Origin of the sequence: Duganella sp. 1411 (genome assembly GCF_017833525.1) — a bacterium.
In the GTDB taxonomy this organism is placed as follows: Bacteria; Pseudomonadota; Gammaproteobacteria; order Burkholderiales; family Burkholderiaceae_D; genus Rugamonas.
In genome coordinates, this window is sequence record NZ_JAFICD010000001.1 from 1,688,624 (window position 1) to 1,708,879 (window position 20,256).

At 63.3% G+C, this 20,256-nt stretch carries 13 protein-coding genes; all 13 read right to left on the reverse strand.

Annotated elements, in window-relative coordinates; genetic code table 11:
• Positions 1–114: 114 nt before the first annotated feature.
• Positions 115–2,544, reverse strand: a complete 2,430-nt coding sequence (locus tag JOD97_RS06855) for a glycoside hydrolase family 127 protein (protein WP_308937225.1) — start codon at positions 2,542–2,544, stop codon at positions 115–117.
• Positions 2,544–3,569, reverse strand: coding sequence for an arabinan endo-1,5-alpha-L-arabinosidase (locus JOD97_RS06860; RefSeq protein ID WP_209714537.1), 1,026 nt, complete (start codon positions 3,567–3,569; stop codon positions 2,544–2,546). The genes JOD97_RS06855 and JOD97_RS06860 overlap by 1 nt, the downstream gene beginning before the upstream one ends.
• Positions 3,570–3,582: 13 nt before the next feature.
• Positions 3,583–5,106, reverse strand: coding sequence for a glycoside hydrolase family 43 protein (locus tag JOD97_RS06865; protein ID WP_229264210.1), 1,524 nt, complete (start codon positions 5,104–5,106; stop codon positions 3,583–3,585).
• Positions 5,107–5,122: 16 nt separating this feature from the next.
• Positions 5,123–6,670 (reverse strand): alpha-N-arabinofuranosidase, encoded by a 1,548-nt coding sequence (locus tag JOD97_RS06870; RefSeq protein ID WP_209714541.1) that lies wholly within the window; start codon positions 6,668–6,670, stop codon positions 5,123–5,125.
• 16 nt (positions 6,671–6,686) lie between these two features.
• Positions 6,687–8,621: a glycoside hydrolase family 97 protein gene (locus tag JOD97_RS06875; RefSeq protein ID WP_209714542.1), complete on the reverse strand. Its 1,935-nt coding sequence runs from the start codon at positions 8,619–8,621 to the stop codon at positions 6,687–6,689.
• A gap of 83 nt (positions 8,622–8,704) precedes the next feature.
• The gene (locus tag JOD97_RS06880; RefSeq protein ID WP_209714545.1) at positions 8,705–9,472 is read right to left on the reverse strand and encodes an SDR family NAD(P)-dependent oxidoreductase; all 768 of its coding nucleotides are present in this window, start codon (positions 9,470–9,472) and stop codon (positions 8,705–8,707) included.
• A 63-nt stretch (positions 9,473–9,535) separates the two neighbouring features.
• Positions 9,536–11,104, reverse strand: coding sequence for an aldehyde dehydrogenase (NADP(+)) (locus tag JOD97_RS06885; protein ID WP_209714547.1), 1,569 nt, complete (start codon positions 11,102–11,104; stop codon positions 9,536–9,538).
• On the reverse strand, positions 11,101–12,093 hold the full coding sequence (gene araD1, locus JOD97_RS06890; protein WP_209714548.1) for an AraD1 family protein: 993 nt from the start codon (positions 12,091–12,093) through the stop codon (positions 11,101–11,103). The genes JOD97_RS06885 and araD1 overlap by 4 nt, the downstream gene beginning before the upstream one ends.
• Before the next feature lie 17 nt (positions 12,094–12,110).
• Positions 12,111–13,856, reverse strand: a complete 1,746-nt coding sequence (locus tag JOD97_RS06895) for an IlvD/Edd family dehydratase (protein WP_209714550.1) — start codon at positions 13,854–13,856, stop codon at positions 12,111–12,113.
• Positions 13,857–14,006: 150 nt separating this feature from the next.
• On the reverse strand, positions 14,007–15,068 hold the full coding sequence (locus tag JOD97_RS06900; protein ID WP_209714552.1) for an aldose epimerase family protein: 1,062 nt from the start codon (positions 15,066–15,068) through the stop codon (positions 14,007–14,009).
• 101 nt (positions 15,069–15,169) lie between these two features.
• The gene (locus JOD97_RS06905; protein WP_209714554.1) at positions 15,170–16,120 is read right to left on the reverse strand and encodes a family 43 glycosylhydrolase; all 951 of its coding nucleotides are present in this window, start codon (positions 16,118–16,120) and stop codon (positions 15,170–15,172) included.
• Positions 16,121–16,139: 19 nt separating this feature from the next.
• Positions 16,140–17,495, reverse strand: a complete 1,356-nt coding sequence (locus JOD97_RS06910; protein WP_209714556.1) for an MFS transporter — start codon at positions 17,493–17,495, stop codon at positions 16,140–16,142.
• Between the two features lie 66 nt (positions 17,496–17,561).
• Positions 17,562–20,192 (reverse strand): TonB-dependent receptor, encoded by a 2,631-nt coding sequence (locus JOD97_RS06915; protein WP_373999803.1) that lies wholly within the window; start codon positions 20,190–20,192, stop codon positions 17,562–17,564.
• Between the last annotated feature and the right edge of the window lie 64 nt (positions 20,193–20,256).

A 20,256-nucleotide genomic window follows, 5' to 3' on the forward strand; every position in this document is an offset into this window, starting at 1 on the left:
CTCCAGATGGTTTTTTGTGTATTTATAAAGCACATACTATGAGAAACTCAAATATCTATCCAATGATATTTTGGTCAACTGCGATATCGGTTTCGATATCGATCCGCGCGGCAATCAGCGCAACAATCGGAGTCCGTAAAGGCCTCCCGCCACCGAACCGTCGCGGGCCACGAACTTGACCACCAGCTTCCCGCCCGCCGCCGCCACCAGCGCCGGCGGAATCAGGTAATCCACCGTGTAGAGGTCCTGCGCCGCCTTGCCGTCCAGGGTCACCGCCGCCAGCCGCTGGCCGTTGATCAGGATATCGAACTTGCGGCCGGCATCTCCTTTCGAATATGTCAGGCGCAGGGCCTTGGCTTCGGACTTCTTGTCGGTCAGGTCGTAGCTGAACCAGCTGGTCGCATGCCGCCAGTGGCGCCCCTTGGCCAGTCCCGATTCACCGCCTTCGGCCTTGAAGAAGTGATCGGACTCCGGCTGCTGCTCGCCCGGCGCCACCTGGTCGATGGTGCGCGCGTCCAGCTCGAGGCGCGCCGCTTCGTCCTCGGCCGCCTTGGCGCGCGTGGCCGCCAGGTCCGCCGCGGTGGAATACGGCCAGTAGATCATGTAGCGGGCCTCGTGCACGCGGAAGAACGGCACGAAGACGGTGCTGCCCTCCTTGCCCTGCACCAGTCCCGGCGCGACGAAGGTCAACGGCAGGCCGGGCACCGGCTTGAAGCGGCCTGCGAAGGCGGCGCTGTCGCTGACCAGCACCGGGGCGGCCTGCAACGGACTTACCGGCCCGGAGGCGATGTGGCCCATGCGCGAATCGTCGGCGAGGAAGTTCAGCTTCTCGTCCGGGAATGGATTGGTCTTCGCCGCCAGCACCACGGGGCCGTGCAGCACGGCGTAGTAGTTGGACTTGTCCGGCATCTGTTCGAGCCGGGTTTTCATCGGCAGGGCGATGTCGACCTTGTCGCCGTCGCGCCACTGGCGCCGCACGCTGACGTAGCGGTCCGCGCCGACACTGGCGGCGAACGGCTTGCCATTGACGGCGATGCGCAGCGCGCCCGCTTCCACCCACTCGGGATAGCGGATCTTCAACGTGAAGGTCTTGTTGCCCTTGACGGTGATGGTGCTGCTGGCTTCATCCGGGAAGCGGTTGGACTGCCTGATCGTCACGCCCCGCTCGCGCCAGTCCAGCGTCGACGGGATGAACAGGTTCACGTACAGGTTGTCGCCACGATGCGCGTAAATGAACTCGCCGTACTTGGCGTGGTTCTCCAGGCCCGAGCCGACGCAGCACCACATGCCCTGCTGCGGCTGCGAATAGACGCGGTAGTGGTTCGGACGCATCGGCGTGAAGTAGACAAAGCCGCCGCTTTGCGGCCGCTGCGAGCCCAGAATGTGGTTGTACAGCGCCCGCTCGTAGTAGTCCGCGTAACTCGCCTTGGGATCGCCCTGGAACAGCAGCCCGGTGAGCTTGAGCATATTGTAGGTATTGCAGGTCTCGGGGCCCTCGACCTCCTCGATCATGGGCGAGAAGTCCTTCTGGTCGTGGAAGTGCTCCTTGACGCTGTTGCCGCCGATGGCGACGGTGCGGTGATCGTGGACCGTCTGCCAGAAGAACTGCGCGGCTTTTTGCCAGTCGCGCCGGCCGGTGATGTCGCCGATGCGCTTGAAACCGATCACCTTGGGGATCTGCGTATTGGCGTGCAGGCCGGTGAGCCGGTCCTCGCCATCCTCCAGCGGACGCAGGATGGCCTGGTGCGAAAAGCGGATCGCCAGGTCCATGTATTTTTGCTGGCCCGTCATCTGCGAGACGTCGGCCAGCACCTCGTTCATGCCGCCATGCTCGCAGCGCAGCATGTTCTGCATCTGTTCCTCGCTCAGGTGCGAGGTCAAGGCCAGCGTCCAGTCGCACAGCGCGATCAGCATCGCGCGCGCGTCCTGGTTGCCGCCGTAAATGTAGGCATCACGCAGGCCGGCGTAAAGCTTGTGCAGGTTGTACCACGGGACCCACTTGCCGTTGACGGAAAAACCGTCGGCCTGCAATTTGCCTTGGGCGATATCGTGCCACGCGGCGGCGCCACCGGGAACCCCGGCGATGTAGCCGTCGCCGTTGCTCGCCTGGCAGCGTTTGAGTTCCGCGACGAAGTAGTTCATGCGCTTGAAGACTTCCTCGTCGCCGGTGGCGGCGAACATCAGCGCCAACGCGGTCAGATAGTGCCCCCCCATGTGGCCATCCAGCCCTGACGACTCCCAGTTGCCGTAGCTGGCCTCTTTCGGCGTCAGGCCGGCTTCGCGCAGGTACGGCGCCAGCAGCCGGTCCGGATTGAGCGCCATGATGTAACGCAGGTCGGTTTGCTGGGCGTCCAGGAACGGGCTGGCGGTCAGGCGCACGGCCGACAGCGGGAACAGCCGCAGCGGAGCCGGAGCGTCGGCCGCCGCCGGAGCGCCGGCCCGCGTGGCGGCGCCAGCCATCGGCGGAACCGCCGCTGCCGCCATGGCGGTGGCGGCGTAGCGCAAGGTGCGCCGGCGTGCCGGCTTGTGTATGGCGGCCGCCATTATTTAGCCGGCAGCTGCGTGCTGCGGTATTTGTTCAAATCCGCCTGGTCGACCGTAGGCCAGCCGTCCGCATCCCATTTCATTTCCATGATCTTCAACTTTTGCAGGTAGTTGTCAGCGGTCTCGTAGGCGTGCAGCACGAGATAATCCTTGCCATCCATGGTGTAGGCGCTGTTGTGGCCCAGGCCTTTCCAGTCCTTGTCGCCGGCGATCAGCAGCGAACCGCCACCCTTCATCATATCGACACCCTTCTTGTCCACATAAGGCCCTGTCACCGACGTCGAACGGCCGATCACGACGTGGTAGGTGCTGTCGCCTTTGCGGCAGCACAAACCGAACGACGCGAACAGGTAATAATAACCGTTCTTCTTGAAGATGAACGGCGCCTCGATCTCGCCGGGGCCCGCCTCCACCCCGGCGGGAACGTCGGCGTTGGCGGTGCGGCTGGCGATCGCGTGCCACTCCTGCGGCTCCGCCAACCCGGTCCAGGCGGCGTTCAGCTTGACGAGTTTCAGCCCGCTCCAGAAGGAACCGAACGACATCCACGCGCCGCCCTTGCCGTCTTCGACGATGTTCGGATCGATCGCGTTCCAGTCGTCCCGCGCCGGCACCGACTGCAATACCATCCCCTGATCCACCCAACGGTAATCCGGCGAGCGGGGATTGAGCGTCTTGTTGACCGTGACGCCGATCCCCGACGTGTTTTTACCGAAGCCCGACACGGAATAATACAAATAGTATTTACCGTTATGGAACTGCACGTCCGGCGCCCAGATATGGCCGTCGAAAGTCGGCGCCGCGCGTTTGGCCCACGTCGGCGGGGCCTTGAACACGGGGCCTTCGAGCTTCCAGTCCTTCATGTTGGTCGAACTGTAGAAGGTGATACCCGGTCCCGTGCTGAAGACGTAATAGGTATCCCCCTCCTTGGCCATCACCGGATCATGCACACTGACTTCCTTTGCCGTGCAGGCCGACAAACTGGCCACGCCCAACAGCAATGCCATCGTCGATAAAAGAGACTTCATTTACTACCTCAAATTAAGTGCCCGTACGGGCGCCCCAGATCGACACGCCACCCACTGATTGCGCCGTCCATGTCACCACGAACGCGCCGGCGTTGGTATTCCACTGGCGCGACAGCACGCCGGAGAAGACATCCGCGCCAAGTGTGATGGTGATCTTGTTCGAGCCGTCATGCTTCCACGTGCCGGTGGCCGCGCCGGACACCGTGCCGTCCGCCGCCAGCTTGATATTCTGCGACTGCTTGATCGTCGCCGAGATATCCTTGCCGTGGTTGATCATCTTGTAGCTGCCTGCGGCGTCGGCTGCCGTCACGTCGGCCGACAAGGCGGTCGCGTTCTTGCTCAACGGCGCATAGCGGAACGGCGACACCACCAGCCAGCCGTCGGCGTTGATGAACATCTCGTGCACGCGGATTTGATGCAGCTCGCCGGTGCCGGGGAAGCGCGTGTGGAAGATCAGGAAGTACTTGCCGGCCGACGCGTCGTAGTAGGCCGAGTTGTGGCCCGGCGAGACGTAACCGAGCGGCGTGCCGCTCTCCCCTTCGGCCAGCGCGAACTGGTGGTTACCCATGATCTTCTGGCCGAACGGCGCGATCGAGGCGTCGTCGAACAGCGGCAGCGCGGGGTTGGCCTTGACGTTGGCCATGTCGTTGCCCTTGGCGTCCACGTACGGGCCGTCGGGGTTGCGCGAACGCGACACGCGCATGTTGTAGGCGCCGTTGGCATCTAGCCCGCCGAAGGACGTGAACATATAGTAGTAGTCCGACTGGGGACTGTACATCACGTACGCGCCCTCGATGCGGCTGTGGTTACCGCCCATCAGGTGCTTGCCGTAGCCTTTTTGCGCCGGCAGCCCCGTGGCCGGGTCGATCGGCAGGATGAAGATGCCGCCCGAGTACGAGCCGTAGATCATCCACAGCTTGCCGTTCTTGTCGAAGAAGGTGTTCGGATCGACCACGTTGGGCATGGTCAGCGCGTCGTAGACGTTGACGCCGTCCTCGCTGACCTGGCCCCACATGCCGGACTTCAGGAACACCTGCTTGTTCACATACGGGCCTTCGACCTTGTCCGCCACCGCCACACCCAGCGCGGAACGCGGCGAGTCGCCCTTGCAGGCGTTGTAGTAGAAGTAGAACTTGCCGTCGCCCAGCTTGACGACGTCGGGCGCCCACAGGTCCGTCACCTGCGCCCAGGCGAAGGTGTCCGCCAGCGAGGCGACGACGTTGTTGAACAACGGATTGGCTGTATTAACGCCATCGGCGATCTTGGTCCAGTTCATCAAGTCGGTCGACTTGGCCGCCGCCAGGTGCGAACCGAACACGTAGAAGGTGCCATCGACCTTGATCACCGAAGGGTCGTGCACCGACACCTCGCCGAAGGTGACGGTGGTCGCCGGCGCCGCTGGCGGTGCAGGCGGCGGAGGCATCGATGTCACCGGCGCGGTGGCGGTGACGGCGGGACTGCCCCCGCCTCCCCCGCCGCCGCAACCGGCCAGCAGCAAGGCCACGCCGCCGGCGATGGCCTTACGACGCGAAATCATGATTTCGCCCATGGTTTTACTCGACCGCCACCACGATAACAGCCTTGGCGGGTATCTTGACCGTCAGTTTGCCATCCGCGCCGGCCGTGGCGCTGAACGGCGCCGGTTTGATCGCTTCCGGCGACTGGAAGGTGTTATGCGTATCCATCGCGGCCGCGGTCAGCACGCGGCCATTGACCGATTTGATGGCCTGGCCCGGCACGTCGACGGCGACTTCCGCCTCCTTGGTCGGGTTGGTGTTGACCAGGGCCAGATAGAGCTTGCCGTCCTTGGCACGTGCGGCCGAGGCGCTGATCTCCGGAATGCTGCTGCCGTTGTACGAGTACCGCGGGTTGTTGGTCAGCTTCAGCGGCAGCGAGGTGGCATCCTGGAACGGCACATACATCTGGAACGCGTGGTACGTCGGCGTCAGCACCATCTTGTCCTTGTCGGTGATGATCATCGCCTGCAGCACGTTGACCATCTGCGCGATGTTCGTCATGCGCACGCGGTCCGCGTGGTCGTGGAAGATGTTGAAGTTGAGCGCCGCCACCACCGCGTCGCGCAGCGTGTTTTGCTGGAACAGGAAGCCGGCGTTGGTGCCCTTCTCGACGTCATACCAGGTGCCCCACTCGTCGACCAGGAAGCCCAACTTCTTCTCCGGGTCGTTCTTGTCCATGATCGCCGAATTGGCTTTGATGAAGCCATCCATCTTGATGGTGTTGGACAGGGTCGAGAACCACTGGTCTTCCTTGAAGCCCGTCGCCATGCCCTTCACTTCCCACTGGCCGGTAGGGATGGTGTAGTAGTGGAAGCTGATGCCGTAGGTCTGCTTCTTGAGCTCTTTGCTCAGGGTTTCGGTCCAGGACAGGTCGCTGTCGTTGCCGCCGCTGGCGATCATCTGCGGGCGGTACTGCGGAGGCGCGCGCAGGAAGGTCTCGACGTTCTTGTACAGATTCGCGTAGTGTTGCGGCGACATGTTACCGCCGCAGCCCCAGGCCTCGTTACCGATGGCGAAGTAGTTGACCTTGAACGGCTTGTCGCGGCCATTTTTGCGGCGCAGTTCCGCCAGCGTCGATTTGCTGTCGGAGGTCATGTACTCGATCCACTCCGACATCTCCTGCGCGCTGCCGGTGCCCAGATTGCCGTTGACGTAGGTCTCGGCGCCAAGCTGCTCGGCCAGTTCGAAGAATTCGTGCGTGCCGACGGCGTTCGATTCCTCCACGCCGCCCCAGTTGGTGTTGACCTTGACCGGACGCTTTTCGCGCGCGCCGATGCCGTCGCGCCAGTGGTATTCGTCGGCGAAGCAGCCGCCCGGCCAGCGCACCAGCGGCACGTGCATGGCTTTCAGGGCGCCGACTACGTCGTTACGCCAGCCGTTGGTGTTCGGGATCTTCGATTTGGGACCGACCCAGATGCCTTCGTAGATACCGGTGCCCAGGTGTTCGGCGAACTGGCCGTAGATGTTTTTGTTGATGACCGGACCAGGCTTGGTCGTGTCGATCGTCACGCCCACCGGGTCGGCGAGGACGACGCCCGAAGCGAGCAGGCACAAAGTGAGAACGCCACGTTTGATGTGATTCATTTTTTTAATCTCCTGATTACTGTTTTATCGTTATCACGAAGCCGCCATGCGGCTTGATGGTTACTGCTGCTTTTTTGCCACCGGCGATATCGCGCTGGCTAAAACTCCGTTCGCCTTCACCGTCGGCGATGATCGTGCCCTGCTTGCCGCCCGCGAAGGACAGGTCCAGGGACAGTGTCTTGTCGGCTTCCGTGGCGTTGATGCCGGCGATATACCAGGTGTCGCCAGCGCGGCGCGCGATCACCGCGTACTTGCCCGGGAAGCCGTCCACCAGGCGGCTGTCGTCCCAGCCGCGCGGCAGCTCCTGCAGGAAGCGCTTGACGTAGGCCGGCACGGTGGCCATCCCTTCCGGCACTTCGGCGAAGTGCTGGATGCCGGACACGTAAAGTACCGACGTGGCCAGCTCGAAACCATTGGTGCTGGCGCGCTTGATCTTGGGGATATCGCCGAACACCATCGGCGTGAAGTCCATCGGGTCGAACAGATTGCGGGCGAACGGCAGCATCGCCGCGTGGGTCGGCATCTTGTCCTCGTCGGCCTGTTCGAAGGTGGTGAACTCCATGCCGCGCACCGCCTCCATCGTCATCAGGTTGGGCCAGGTGCGGGTCCAGCCGCGCGGCAAGGTGGCGCCATGGAAGTTCACCAGCAGGCCGGCGGCGGCGGCGTCGTTCAGCATGTCGACGTAATAGGCGATCATCGATTGCGCGTCGCCGTTGAAGAAGTCGATCTTGACGCCCTTGATGCCCATCTGGCGCAGGCGCTTGAACTCGGCCACGCGCTGCTCGTGCGTCAGCAGTTTGCCTTTCGGCGAATACTCGGTCGAGTTCCACGGGCCGGAGGAGTTGTACCAGACCAGGATGCCGACGTTTTTGGTGGCGGCGTAGGCGGCCAGTTCCTGCACTTTTTCGTAGCCGATCTTGCGGTCCCAGTCGGCGTCGATCAGCGTGTAGTCCCACTTCATGTCGGCGGCGTAGTCGATGAACTTCTTCTGCACGTCGTAGACCGTGGCGTCGTCCTTGAGCAGCGCCCAGCTCCAGGACGCGTGGCCCGGCTTGACCAGTTGCTTGTCGAAGGCGATCGCCGGCGCGGCCAGGTCGGTGCCCAGCGTGGAATTGACCACGGTCGACAGCGAACCAAGCGCCATCAGGCGCCATGGCGAGGTCAATGTGCCCTCGACGTCCGCCATCAGGCCACGGTCCGGGTACACTTCCTCCTTCATCGGGTTGCCGATGCTGTATTTGCCGCCTTTGGATTCCGGCGCCAGGCGCGAGGCCTGGAAGCTGCCATCCATGCCCGCTTCGGAGATCGCAAGCCAGTTGTCGCCGGCCTTGAACAGCGCCGGGAACACCCAGCCCGCCGGCGACGGCGAAACCGTGCCGACCGGGATGTCCATTTGATAGTGCTCTTCGTACGACGGATTGGTTCTGCCCCAGCCGGTCTGCGCGACGGCGATCGGCTGCAGCCAGGCCTTGGCCGATGCCGGCAACGCGAAGGTGCTGCGCTCCTGGATCAGGGTCTTGCGCGGCAGCGACGGCTCGGCGACGATGTAGCGGAAGGCCACGCCATCGTTCGATACGCGGAAGACGATGTCCATCTTCTGCTTCTGCGCGTTTTGCACCGAATAGGTTTGTTCGTTGGCCTTGTAGGTGATGTCACGCTTTTTACCCGTGGCCATCTGGTATTTGTCGGTGACGACGCTGACCTTGGAGCTGGAGGCGATCGTCAACGCGCCGGCCAGGTCGGCGCCTTGCAATTGCAGTCCGAGGTCGGAGGCCAGCAGCACCGGCTGGCCGTCGCGGGAGACCGTGTAGGTCAGGGGTTTGCCGGGCGATTCGTTCAGCTGGACGCTGATGTGGCGGTCGGGACTCGTCAGGGCGCCCGGGGTCGCCGCGATCGCCGTCGACGCGGCTGTGGCGCCCACCGCGACCGCGGAGATAAACTTATTCACCATGTTCTCACCAATTTTTTAGGGTTATGTGGCCCCGCGCCTCGATGGGCGTTGTCTCCGGGGCGGCGAACGGTGTTCCTACAGTCTTATACCCAGCCTCCGTCGACGATGAACTCCTGCGCGGTGCACATGGCGCCGTCGTCGGCGGCCAGGAACAGGATCATCGAGGCGATGTGCTGGGGCATCAGCTTGGTGGGCAGGCACTGGTTGCGCTTGATATCCTGCTCGCCCGCCTCGTCGAGCCACAGGTCGATCTGGCGCTGGGTCATCACCCAGCCCGGCGTGACGGTGTTGACGCGGATGCCGTGGGCGCCGAATTCGCGCGCCAGGCCACGGGTCAGGCCATGCGTGGCCGCCTTGGAGGTGGCGTACACCGGATAGCCGGCGTTCTTGACTTGCCAGGAGATCGAGCCGACGTTGATGATCGAGCCCGCGCCCTTTTCCTTCATGCCTTCGAATACCGCCTGGCAGGTGAAGAACATCGGACGCTGGTTGATGGCGATGCGCTCGTTCCAGTAGTCGACGGTGACGTCCTTGGTTTCGTGGCGCTGGTCGTTGGCGGCATTGTTGACGAGGATATCGAAGTCGCCGATGATGCCGACCATTTCGGCCATCGTCGCCTGCAAGGCGGGGATGTCGGTGATGTCGCAGACCCGGAACACCGGCTCGGGATAGCCGGCTTCCTTGACGCGGCGGACCAGCTCCAGGCTGGCGTCGCGGGCGATGTCGACGAAGGCGACCTTTGCGCCCTGCTCGGCGAACGAGATCACCATCGCCTCCCCGATGCCGGTGCCGCCACCGGTGATGAACACGCGCTTGCCGCGCAGGCTGGCGAATTTTGCCAATTGGGTCATACAATCTCCGTTATTTTTATGGACGAAAGCCCCGCCGTGGCGGGGCCGGTACTGCCGCCACAATCACTTGTGGGTAAGTTCACCTTCGAGGCGCCGCCAGGCGACGCTGCTGTCGTCGCGCAGGACTTCCGGCAACAGCGACTGGGCCAGGTTTTGATACGACACCGGGCGCAGGAAGCGGGTGATGGCGCCGGTGCCGACCGAGGTGGTGCGGCCGTCCGACGTCGCCGGATAAGGGCCGCCGTGCACCATGGCGCTGCATACCTCCACGCCGGTCGGATAACCGTTGGCCAGGATGCGGCCGACTTTACGCTCCAGCACCGGCAGCAGCTGGTGGGCGGCGTCCAGATCGGCGTCATCCATCAGCAAGGTGGCGGTCAACTGCCCTTCCAGGCCTTCGGCGATCTGGCGCATTTCGGCGATGTCCTTGCAGGAGACCACCAGCGAGGCCGGACCGAATACTTCCTCCGACAACGCGTGCTGCTTCAGGAAAGCCGCGCCGTTGGTGTCGAACAGCGCCGGAGCGGCCTTGCCTTCGGCCTGTGGCGCCAGCGCCAGCGTGTTGACGTCGGCGTTATCGGCCAGTTGCGAGATGCCGCGCTTGTAGCTGCCCGCAATACCCGGCGACAGCATGGCGCAGGCGGCGCCGCCTTCCAGCGCCTTCGACGCGGCGGCCTTGAAGCGGTCCAGATCCGCGCCGGCGATACCGATCACCAGGCCAGGGTTGGTGCACATCTGCCCCACGCCCAGCACCAGCGAGCCGGCGAAACCGGCGGCCAGGTCCTCGGCGCGGCTGGCCAATGCCTTCGGCAGCAGGAACACCGGATTGATCGAGCTCATTTCCGCATACACTGGAATCGGCACCGGACGCGCGGCGGCAACCGCCATCAGCGCCACGCCGCCGCTACGCGAACCGGTGAAGCCGACCGCCTTGATCGACGGATGGCGCACCACCTCCTGGCCGATGTCGTTGCCGACGCCGGTCAGCAGCGAGAACACGCCAGCCGGCAGGCCGCAGATCTCGACCGCCTTGGCGACCGCGCGGCCAACCAGTTCCGACGTGCCGGGATGGGCGAAGTGCGCCTTGAGCACCACCGGGCAGCCGGCCGCGAAAGCGGACGCGGTGTCGCCGCCGGCGACCGAGAACGCCAGCGGGAAGTTACTGGCCGAGAAAACGGCGACCGGACCGAGGCCGATCATGCGCATGCGGATATCGGGACGCGGCGGCGCGCGCTCGGGCAGCGCCTTGTCGATGCGGACATCGTTCCACGAACCTTCGCGCAGCAGATTGGCGAACAGTTTCAACTGGCCGACGGTACGGCCACGCTCACCTTCGACGCGGGCGCGCGGCAGGCCGCTTTCGGCCATCACGCGCTCCACCAGCACATCGCCCAGGGCCATGATCTGTTCGCCGATGGTCTCGAGGAATATGGCGCGCTTGTCGTCGCCGATAGCGCGGAAGGTGTCGAACGCCGCCTCGGCCAGACGGCAAGCCTGGTCGATCTGCCGGGAATCGGCGGTGAAGAATTCCGGGTCCATCGACTGCTGCTGCGATGGATTGTAGGCGCGGAAGGCGGCGCCGGTGCCCTTGACGGCCTGGCCGCCGATCAGCGAATCGCCGGTGATGATCATAAGGTCTTTACTTTCGCTACTTCGGTTTTGTAGACAGTCAGCTTGTTGCGCAGGGCCGGACCGAATTGCGGCGATTCGATCTCGAACGTTTCGCCCGGCTTGACGACGATGTTGTCGGCCACGCTCAGGGTTGCGGTGCCGAAGAAGTGGATATGCACATCGCCGGCGCGCTTGAACAGCGGGTACTTGAAGTGGTGGTGCTCCAGGTTGCCGATGGTGTGCGACATATTCTGTTCGCCGCTGAAGAAGGCCTTCTCCCAACGCACTTTGCCGTCCACGTCGTAGATGCGCGACGTGCCCTGGATGTTGGCCGGCGCTTCGCCGACCAGCAGCGCCGGGCCCAGGCCGCAGGCGCGCAGCTTGGAGTGCGCCAGATACAGGTAGTTTTGACGCTCGGTCACGTGGTCCGAGAACTCGTTGCCGATGGCGTAGCCGACGCGGTAAGGCTGGCCGTCGTCGCCGATCACGTACAGACCGGCCACTTCCGGCTCTTCGCCGCCGTCGAGCGCGAAGTCGGGCATGCTCAGGTCCTGGCCGCTGGCGGCCACGATCGAGCCGTCGCCCTTGTAGAACCATTCCGGCTGCACGCCGGCTTCGCCAGCGGCGGGCTTGCCGCCTTCGACGCCCATGCGGAACATCTTCATGGAGTCGCTCAGGCTTTCGACGTCGCCGCCGATTTTCTTGTGCATCGCGTCGCGGGTGTCGGCGCTGCCCAGGTGGGTCAGGCCGGTGCCGGTGACGTAGCAGTGGGCTTCGTCGGTGTGGTCCAGTGGCGCCAGCAGGCGGCCGGCGGCGGCGACGGCTTCAAACGACGCGGTGGCGCTGCCGACCGACTTGTCGACCAGCGCGGCCAGGCCGACCGATTTGCGGATCGCGTCCTGGGCCAGCGCGTAGGTGGTGCTGTAGCCGTCGATGACGCGGATGGTGTCTTGTTCCAGCACGCCGATCTGGCGGGCGCCTTGTTCGTTCTTGAATTGTACGAGTAACATGGGTTCTCCGATTTCTATTAGTGCGAGTGGCGAGGAACAGCCGAGCCGCGATTCCCGACCAGGAAATCGAAGTCGCAACCTTCATCCGCTTGCAGCACGTGTTCGATGTAGAGCTGCTGGTAACCGGTCTTCGGACCTGGCGCGCTGCCCGCCACGCGGGCGGCCTGGCGTTCGGCCATTTCGGCGTCCGAGATTTCCAGGTTCAGCAAACCGCCGGCGCAATCGAGGGTGATCCAGTCGCCATCCTTGACGATGCCCAGCGGGCCGCCGGCCATCGCTTCCGGCGCCACGTGCAGCACCACGGTGCCGTAGGCGGTGCCGCTCATGCGGGCGTCGGAGATGCGGACCATGTCCTTGACGCCGGCCGCCAGCAGCTTGGGCGGCAGGCCCATGTTGCCCACTTCGGCCATGCCCGGATAACCTTTCGGGCCGCAGTTCTTCATCACCAGCACCGAGTTGGCGTCGACCACCAGATCCGGGTCGATGATGCGCGACTTGTAGTGTTCGAAGTCTTCGAACACCACGGCCTGGCCGCGATGCTGCATCAGCTCCGGCGTCGCCGCCGATGGTTTCAGCACGGCGCCGCGCGGCGCCAGGTTGCCGCGCAGGATGCAGATGCCGCCATCCTTGAGCAGCGGCTTCTCCAGCGGACGAATCACTTCGTCGTCGTAGATCGGCGCGTCCTGGCAGTTTTCCCACAGCGTTTTGCCGTTGACGGTCAGCGCGTCCGGGTTGGGCAGCAGCTTGCCCTCGCCCATGCGGCGGATCACGGCCGGCAGGCCGCCGGCGTAGTAGAACTCTTCCATCAGGAAGCGGCCCGACGGCAGCAGATCGACGATGGTCGGCATGCCGCGGCCCACGCGGGTCCAGTCTTCCAGTTCCAGGTCGACGCCGATACGGCCGGCGATGGCTTTCAGGTGGATCACGGCGTTGGTCGAGCCGCCGATGGCGGCGTTGACGCGGATCGCGTTCTCGAAATTCTCTTTGGTCAGGATCTTCGACAGCTTCAGGTCTTCCTTGACCATGTCCACGATGCGCATGCCCGACATGTGGGCCAGCACGTAGCGGCGTGCGTCGACGGCCGGAATGGCGGCGTTGTGCGGCAGCGAGGTGCCCAGCGATTCGGCCATGCAGGCCATCGTCGACGCGGTGCCCATGGTGTTGCAGGTGCCGGCGGAACGCGAGTGGCCCGCTTCGGCCGCGAGGAAGTCGTGCATGCTGATTTCGCCGCCCTTGACCTGCTCGTGCAGCTGCCAGACGGCGGTGCCGGAACCGATGTTTTTGCCGTTCAGCTTACCGTTCAGCATAGGGCCGCCGGTGACGACGATGGTCGGGATGTCGACCGAGGCGGCGCCCATCAGCAGCGCCGGCGTGGTCTTGTCGCAGCCGACCAGCAGGACGACGCCGTCCATCGGATTGCCGCGGATCGATTCCTCGACGTCCATCGAGGCCAAGTTACGGGTCAACATGGCGGTCGGGCGCAGATTCGATTCGCCGTTGGAGAACACCGGGAATTCGACCGGGAAGCCGCCGGCTTCGAGGATGCCGCGTTTGACGTGTTCCGCCAGTTTGCGGAAGTGGGCGTTGCAAGGGGTCAGTTCGGACCACGTGTTGCAGATGCCGATGATCGGTTTGCCCTGGAATTCGTGATCAGGGATGCCCTGATTTTTCATCCAGCTACGGTACATGAAACCGTTTTTGTCCTGGGTGCCGAACCATTCGGCGGAGCGCAGCTTTACCTTCTTGTTGTCGTTCTCAGACATGCATTTCTCCTCAGTATTTTCCTGTGCGGGGGCGTGAATGTCATGCCCCCGCATCGATAAAGCATACTAAGATGTACTGAGATATCTTTCCAATAAATTATTATTCGACTTCGATATCAAAACCGGTATCGGCAGCCCACCACCGGCCCGCTAGGCGTCGGTGCTGAAGCGGTAAGCCATGACGGTCGAATACTCCTGGCCGGGACGCAGGATGGTCGACGGGAAGCCGGGGCGGTTCGGCGAATCGGGGAAATGCTGCGGTTCGAGGCAGAAGCCGCTGCGATAGCTGTAGATCTGCCCTTTTCCCTGCATCTTGTCATTCATGAAATTCCCGCTATAGAACTGGATGCCGGGCTCCTGGCTCCACACCTCCAGCACGCGGCCGGAGGCGGGATCGCGCACGCGCGCCGCCATCTCCAGCGCGCCGGGCCGGGATTTTTTCAGCACGAAGTTATGGTCGTAGCCGAAGCCGTTGCGCAATTGCTCATCATCTTGATCGATACGCTCGCCGATCGGGTGCGGCGCGCGGAAGTCGAACGGCGTGCCCTCGACCGGCGGCAAGGTACCCAGCGGGATCTGCGCATCGTCGATCGGCGTGTAGGCGTCGGCCACGATGGTCAGCTCGTGGCCCAGGATGTCGCCCTTGCCGGCCAGGTTGAAATAGGCGTGGTTGGTCAGGTTGACCGGGGTCGCCTTGTCGGTGATGGCGTGGAAGGCGATACGCAATTCGTTATCGTTGCGCAGTTCGTAGATGGCCGTCACTTCCAGGTTGCCGGGGTAGCCCTGCTCGCCGTCGGCGCTGACGTAGCTCAGTATCAGCCCGGCCGAATGGGGCGTGGTGAAGGTCTCGCCGGTCCACAGCCGGCGGTGGAAGCCTTCGCTACCGCCGTGCAGGTGGTTGACGCCGTTGTTGACGTCCAGCTCAAAGGTCTCGCCGTCCAAGGTGAAGCGGGCGTTGGCGATGCGGTTGCCGTACCGGCCGATCAGCGCGCCGAAGTAATGCGACTCGCCCATGTAGCCGGCGACGTCGTCGTAGCCGCAATTGACGTCGGCCAGCGTGCCGCTGCGGTCGGGCACATGGATTTCGGTGATGGCGCCACCGAGGTTGATGATCTTGACGATCATGCCGTTGGCGTTGGTGAGCGTGTAGCGGACGACATCGCGGCCGTCGGCCATCTGGCCGAACGGGGATTCTGTGATCGAAGCTTGCATTTGTTAACTCTCAAATGGGGCGGCGGCCGGGGGGGATGAACCCACCGGCCGCCGCGGTTATTCTGTGTGGCCGCGTGCGCGGCCTACCGCATGGACTCGATTTAAGCGATCGACGGTTTTCCGAAGACCGGCATGCCCTGCTCGTCCCACTTCAGCGGTTTGACGTAAGTGTGACGGTCCGGATTCCACAGCGGATCGCCGATAATCTCGGTGTAGGTGCGTGCATGATAAACCAACATGACGGTTTCGCCATCATCGCCGATGGTGAAACTGTTATGTCCAGGACCGTAGACGCCGTGGTCGAAGCAGGTTTGCAGCACCGGCTCCTTCAACTTGGTCCACGAGGCCGGGTCCAGCAGGTCGGCGTTTTCGTCCGCCCACAGCAGGCCCATGGCGTAGTTCTCGTCGGTGGCGCTGGCCGAGTAGCTGATGAAGATCTTGCCGTTCTTCTTGAGCACCGACGGCCCCTCGTTGACCCAGAAACCACGGATCTCCCAGTCGAATTCCGGCTTGCTCAGCATGACCGGCGGGCCGCCCAGCTGCCACGGCGTTTTCATCGGCGCGATGTACAAGTTGGAGTTGCCCTCGATGGCGACGTCCTTCTGCGCCCACAGGTAGTACAGCTGGCCCTTGTGGGTGAAAGTGGTGGCGTCCAGGCAGAAGGTGTCGATGCCGGTGTCGATCTGGCCCATGAACTCCCACTCGCCGACCAAAGGATTGGCGCTCTGGTTGCGGATCGCGTACATGCGGTGCTGGAACAGCTTGTGCTTGATCTCGCGCGTCGGCGCGGCGGCGAAGTAGACGTACCAGGCGCCCTCGTTGAAATGGAGCTCGGGCGCCCAAACCAGTTCGCTGTAGGCGCCGGTCTCCGGCTTGAACCAGACATCGACCTTCTCGGCGTCGGCCAGGCCGGCGATGGTCTTCGCGCGGCGCAGTTCGATGCGGTCGTACTGCGGCACCGAGGCGGTGAAGTAGTAATAGCCGTCGCTGTGGCGGATGATATAGGGGTCGGCGCGCTGTTCGATCAGCGGCTGCAGTACGTCGTTTTCCATTGCTTCGTTTTCCAAAAAATTAGATTGCCACATAAGATTCGGCTCCCATTTTCTTCTTCACTTCCGTGTAATACTCGTCGGTGACCCGGTATTTGAACATCAAAAGGCCCATCAGGGTATGGAAGAAACCCGGGATCAGGGTCATCATCAGCACGATGCCGTGCAGCGCGAACGCGGTCTGCTCGTGGTTGGGCTGATACTGGAAGTATGTCAGCAGGCCGCCGGCCAGCGCGCCCGCCACGCCCATGCCGGCCTTCTGGCACACCGAGATGCCGCCGAAGGCGAAACCGGAGACGCGCTTGCCGGTCTTGACCTGGCCGTAGTCGATGGTCTCGGCGATGGCCGACCAGAACACCGGCGCGTGCAGGTCGACCACGAACGACAGCACGAAGTACAGCACGAACGCCAGCATGATGTCGCCCGGCTTGACGAAGAAGTAGATCGCCGCGCTGATCACGCCGACGGCGATCTGGCTCCAGCGGAACAGCTTGACCTTGCAATAGAACTTGGTGATCCAGGTCGAGGCGATCATCGACAGGATCGCCGCCACCACGCCGATCGACAGGAAGGTGGCCACGGTGGCAGTGCCGCCGCCCAGATAATATTTGACGTAGTAGATCGCCGCGGTGGCGCGCAGCACGTAGCCGATGGTGCCGGTCACGCAGACGCCGCACAGGATCAGCCACTGGTCGTTTTGCAGCAGCACCTTCAGCTGCGCCCACAGCGACTGGCGCTGCACCACGTGCACCACGCGCTCCCTGGTGGTGAAAAAGCAGAACAGGAACAGCGCCACGCCCATCGCCGCCATCACCGCCATCGCCGCCTGGTAGCCGGTGGCCGCGCTGCCGCCGCCCCAACGCTCCGACAGCACCGGCACCACCACCGTCACCATGAAGGCGCCGACCTTGGCGAAGAACAGGCGGTAGCCGTTGGCCGACAGCCGTTCCTGCGGATCGTTGGTCAGGCTGCTCGGCAGCGAGATGTAGGCCACGCCGACGCCGGAGGTCATGACCGTCATGATGATGTAGGTCGAATAGGCCCAGATCAGTTTAGCGTCATAGCCCCAGTCGGGCGTGGTGAAGACGAAGAACACGCTGATGCCGTAAGGGACGGCCAGCAGCAGCAGCCAGGGGCGGTAGCGGCCCATGCGCGCGCTGGAATAGCGGTCGGTGAGCTGGCCCACCACCAAATCGGCGATGGCGCCGACGAATTTAACGACCAAGAACAGCAAGGCCAGGTCGGAGGTTTTCAACCCGTAGATATCGGTGTAGAAGAACGTGATGATCAACATCATCGACGAAATTACCACATTCAGCGCCATGTCGCCGGCGCCAAAACCCACTTTTTCCAACAACGATAATTTTTGATTCGACATTCACGACCTCTTTAAAATGCCGCTATCCCGCACAGGCGGGATAGCTTTTTTAACGCCTTGGTGACATCAATACTTCAGGTTCATCGACAAGCCAACGGTGCGGTCATAGCGGCGGGTGTCGCGCGGATAGATCGCGGCATTCGACCAGTAATCCTGGAACTTGAAGTTCAGCAGATTGGTGCCGGTCAAATTGACGGTAACGTGGTCGCTGACCTTGTAGCTCAGGGAGCCATCGAGCGACGACATCGCCTTGACGATCAAGTCCTTCGGCACCAGGTTCGGGTTGGCCCGGTCCGGCGTGTCCGCATAGGTGTCGACAAACTTGGAGCGCCAGTTGTACGCCAGGCGCGCCGACCAGCCCTGTTTCTCGTACAGTGCCACGATGTTGTACGACAGGCGCGACATGCCAGCGAACGGCTTGCCCTCGATATCCTTGTTCTCGGACGCGGTCACGCCGCCTTCGCTGTAGGTCACGTTGGCCTGCAGACCGAAGCCGCTCAACCAGCCGGGCAAGCCGTCATAGAACTGCTGGTACGCCAGCTCGACGCCCTGCAGGTGGCCCTTGTCGGTGTTGAACGGCCGGGTCGTGTTGTAAGGAACGCCCTGGAACGTCTCCGATATCACACGGTTCATGATGTAGCCGTCGAAGTTATGACGGAACACCGTGCCGCTGATGGAACCGGTAGGCGCGAAATACCACTCGAGCGAGGTATCGAAGTTCTGCGCGGTGAACGGCTTCAAGTCCGAATTGCCGCCGCTCGCCGTCGCCACGTTGGTGGTACCGTTCGGTTTAATGTACGCGGTGGCCGGATTGAGCTGGCCGAAGTCCGGACGCGTCATCGTCTTCGCGTAGGCGAAACGCGCCAGCAAATCCTGGCGCAACGCCAGCTTGAAGTTCGCGCTTGGCAGCACTTCGGTGTTGGACGAGTCCTTGGTGGTCGGCGCCAGCACGCCATCGACACTGTCGTTAGCCTGGATATCCGAATCGGTCTTGGTCACACGCACGCCGATCACGCCATCGACCGGGAACTGGCCCAGGTCGAAGCCGATCTTCGCTTTGCCGTACAAGGCGTAGTTTTTCTCCTTGTTGGAGAAGAAGGACGCCGGATCGAGCGCCCTGGCGGCGGCGTTGCCGGTGGCGGCGGCGCGGATCGCCGAGGTGTTGTTGATCAAATAGCCGGCGCAAGGGGTCGACCATTTCGGGGTGCCGTAATTCTCGGAGAACTCGGTGGTGCTGCACGACAGGCCCGGAATGCTCGACATGGCGATGCCGGCCGGAGTCGGCACGCTGCCCTCGAACGACTTGATCGAGCTGGCGGTGCGCTCGTTGAGGCGAAGGCCGGCGCCGAACTCCTTGAAGAAGCCATCGGCCTCCGGCGAGTAGGTCACATCGCCGCGCCAGTCGGTCGACTTGCCGCGATCCATGCCGTAGCGGTCGAAGAACTGCGACAGGAAGATCTTGCTCGGATCATTCAGGGCCGGACTCTGATACTGGACGAATGCGCCGCCGTTGACGTTGGTCTTGACGAACACGTTGTCGACATTGAGGCTGGTGTCGAGGATCGGATTGACCCAGTCATATTTGCTGCGGGTGGTCGCCAGCTCGGTGGTCGCGCGCAGGCCCGGCATCACGCGCCAGTTGGCGCCGACCGCGTACTGCGAGGCGGTGCTGGTCGATTCCCGGCCCTGCGTCGACAAAATGGTGAACGCGTTGGTCGAGGTGATGGTGTCGGTCTGGTTGGTGCCGGGGATCTTGGTGACCTTGATCTGGTCGGCCGACGTGGCCCAAGGCAGGCCGACGAAGAAGTCGGTTTCGTCGGTGTTCTTGTACACCGAATGCAGGCCCTCGGCATACACTTCCAGATCGGCGCTCGGTTTCCATTGCAGCGCGAAGTTGGCGGCCTGGCGTTTGCGCTGGCCGTGCACGTCCTGCAGGCCGACCAGATCGGGGCCGGTCAGGTTCGGCGCGGCGAAGCTCTTATCGATCGGGAAGGTCTGGAACGCGCGCTCCTCGTGGAAGCGGTCCTTCACGGACGACACGCCAAATAACGCGCCCACTTCGCCGATGCCGGTTTTCCAGCGGTTCGACACCATGCCGGACAATTCCGGATCGGTGGCCTCGGCCTTGTCCTTGTTCTTGGCGCCGACCTGCGCGCTGGCGGTGAAGCCCTTGAAGTCGAACGGACGGTTGGTGCGCACGTCGATCACGCCGGCGATGCCGCCCTCCACCTGGTCGGCGCTCTGCGACTTGTAGACGTCGGCGCGCTGCAGCATGGTCGAAGGGATGTCGGCCAGCTTGATGTAACGGCCGGTGGTGGTAAACATCTCGCGGCCGTTGATCAAGGTGGCGATGCCGGGCAAGCCGCGGATCAGCACCGTGTTGGCTTCGCCGGCGTCGCGGCGCACCTGGATGCCGCTGACGCGGGCCAGGGTCTGCGCCACGTTCGTGTCGGGGAATTTGCCGATATCGTCGGCGACGATCGAATCGATGACGTTGTCCGAATCCTGCTTGATCTTCTGCGCGGTCTGGGCGGCGCGGCGCACGCCGGTCACGGTGACGACGGCCGCCGGCGCCGGGGTGGTGTCCGCCGCGGCGGCGGGCGCCGGTGTTTCAGCGGGTGCCGGGACAGCTGGAGTCGACGAGGTGTCTTGTGCCAAAACCGGGAACGCGCTCAGAAGGCCGGCGGCGGCCAGCACCGCAACGCTTGATTTGAGAACGAGGCGATGCTTCGCCTGGGACTCGCGAGTCCCGGATGCGGAA

What these genes read in the sequence shown, in the direction of transcription:
- JOD97_RS06855 (WP_308937225.1), bottom strand. Translation starts at nt 2,544, where the DNA reads ATGGCGGCCGCCATACACAAGCCGGCACGCCGGCGCACCTTGCGCTAC.
- JOD97_RS06860 (WP_209714537.1), bottom strand. Translation starts at nt 3,569, where the DNA reads ATGAAGTCTCTTTTATCGACGATGGCATTGCTGTTGGGCGTGGCCAGT.
- JOD97_RS06865 (WP_229264210.1), bottom strand. Translation starts at nt 5,106, where the DNA reads ATGATTTCGCGTCGTAAGGCCATCGCCGGCGGCGTGGCCTTGCTGCTG.
- JOD97_RS06870 (WP_209714541.1), bottom strand. Translation starts at nt 6,670, where the DNA reads ATGAATCACATCAAACGTGGCGTTCTCACTTTGTGCCTGCTCGCTTCG.
- JOD97_RS06875 (WP_209714542.1), bottom strand. Translation starts at nt 8,621, where the DNA reads ATGGTGAATAAGTTTATCTCCGCGGTCGCGGTGGGCGCCACAGCCGCG.
- JOD97_RS06880 (WP_209714545.1), bottom strand. Translation starts at nt 9,472, where the DNA reads ATGACCCAATTGGCAAAATTCGCCAGCCTGCGCGGCAAGCGCGTGTTC.
- JOD97_RS06885 (WP_209714547.1), bottom strand. Translation starts at nt 11,104, where the DNA reads ATGATCATCACCGGCGATTCGCTGATCGGCGGCCAGGCCGTCAAGGGC.
- araD1 (WP_209714548.1), bottom strand. Translation starts at nt 12,093, where the DNA reads ATGTTACTCGTACAATTCAAGAACGAACAAGGCGCCCGCCAGATCGGC.
- JOD97_RS06895 (WP_209714550.1), bottom strand. Translation starts at nt 13,856, where the DNA reads ATGTCTGAGAACGACAACAAGAAGGTAAAGCTGCGCTCCGCCGAATGG.
- JOD97_RS06900 (WP_209714552.1), bottom strand. Translation starts at nt 15,068, where the DNA reads ATGCAAGCTTCGATCACAGAATCCCCGTTCGGCCAGATGGCCGACGGC.
- JOD97_RS06905 (WP_209714554.1), bottom strand. Translation starts at nt 16,120, where the DNA reads ATGGAAAACGACGTACTGCAGCCGCTGATCGAACAGCGCGCCGACCCC.
- JOD97_RS06910 (WP_209714556.1), bottom strand. Translation starts at nt 17,495, where the DNA reads ATGTCGAATCAAAAATTATCGTTGTTGGAAAAAGTGGGTTTTGGCGCC.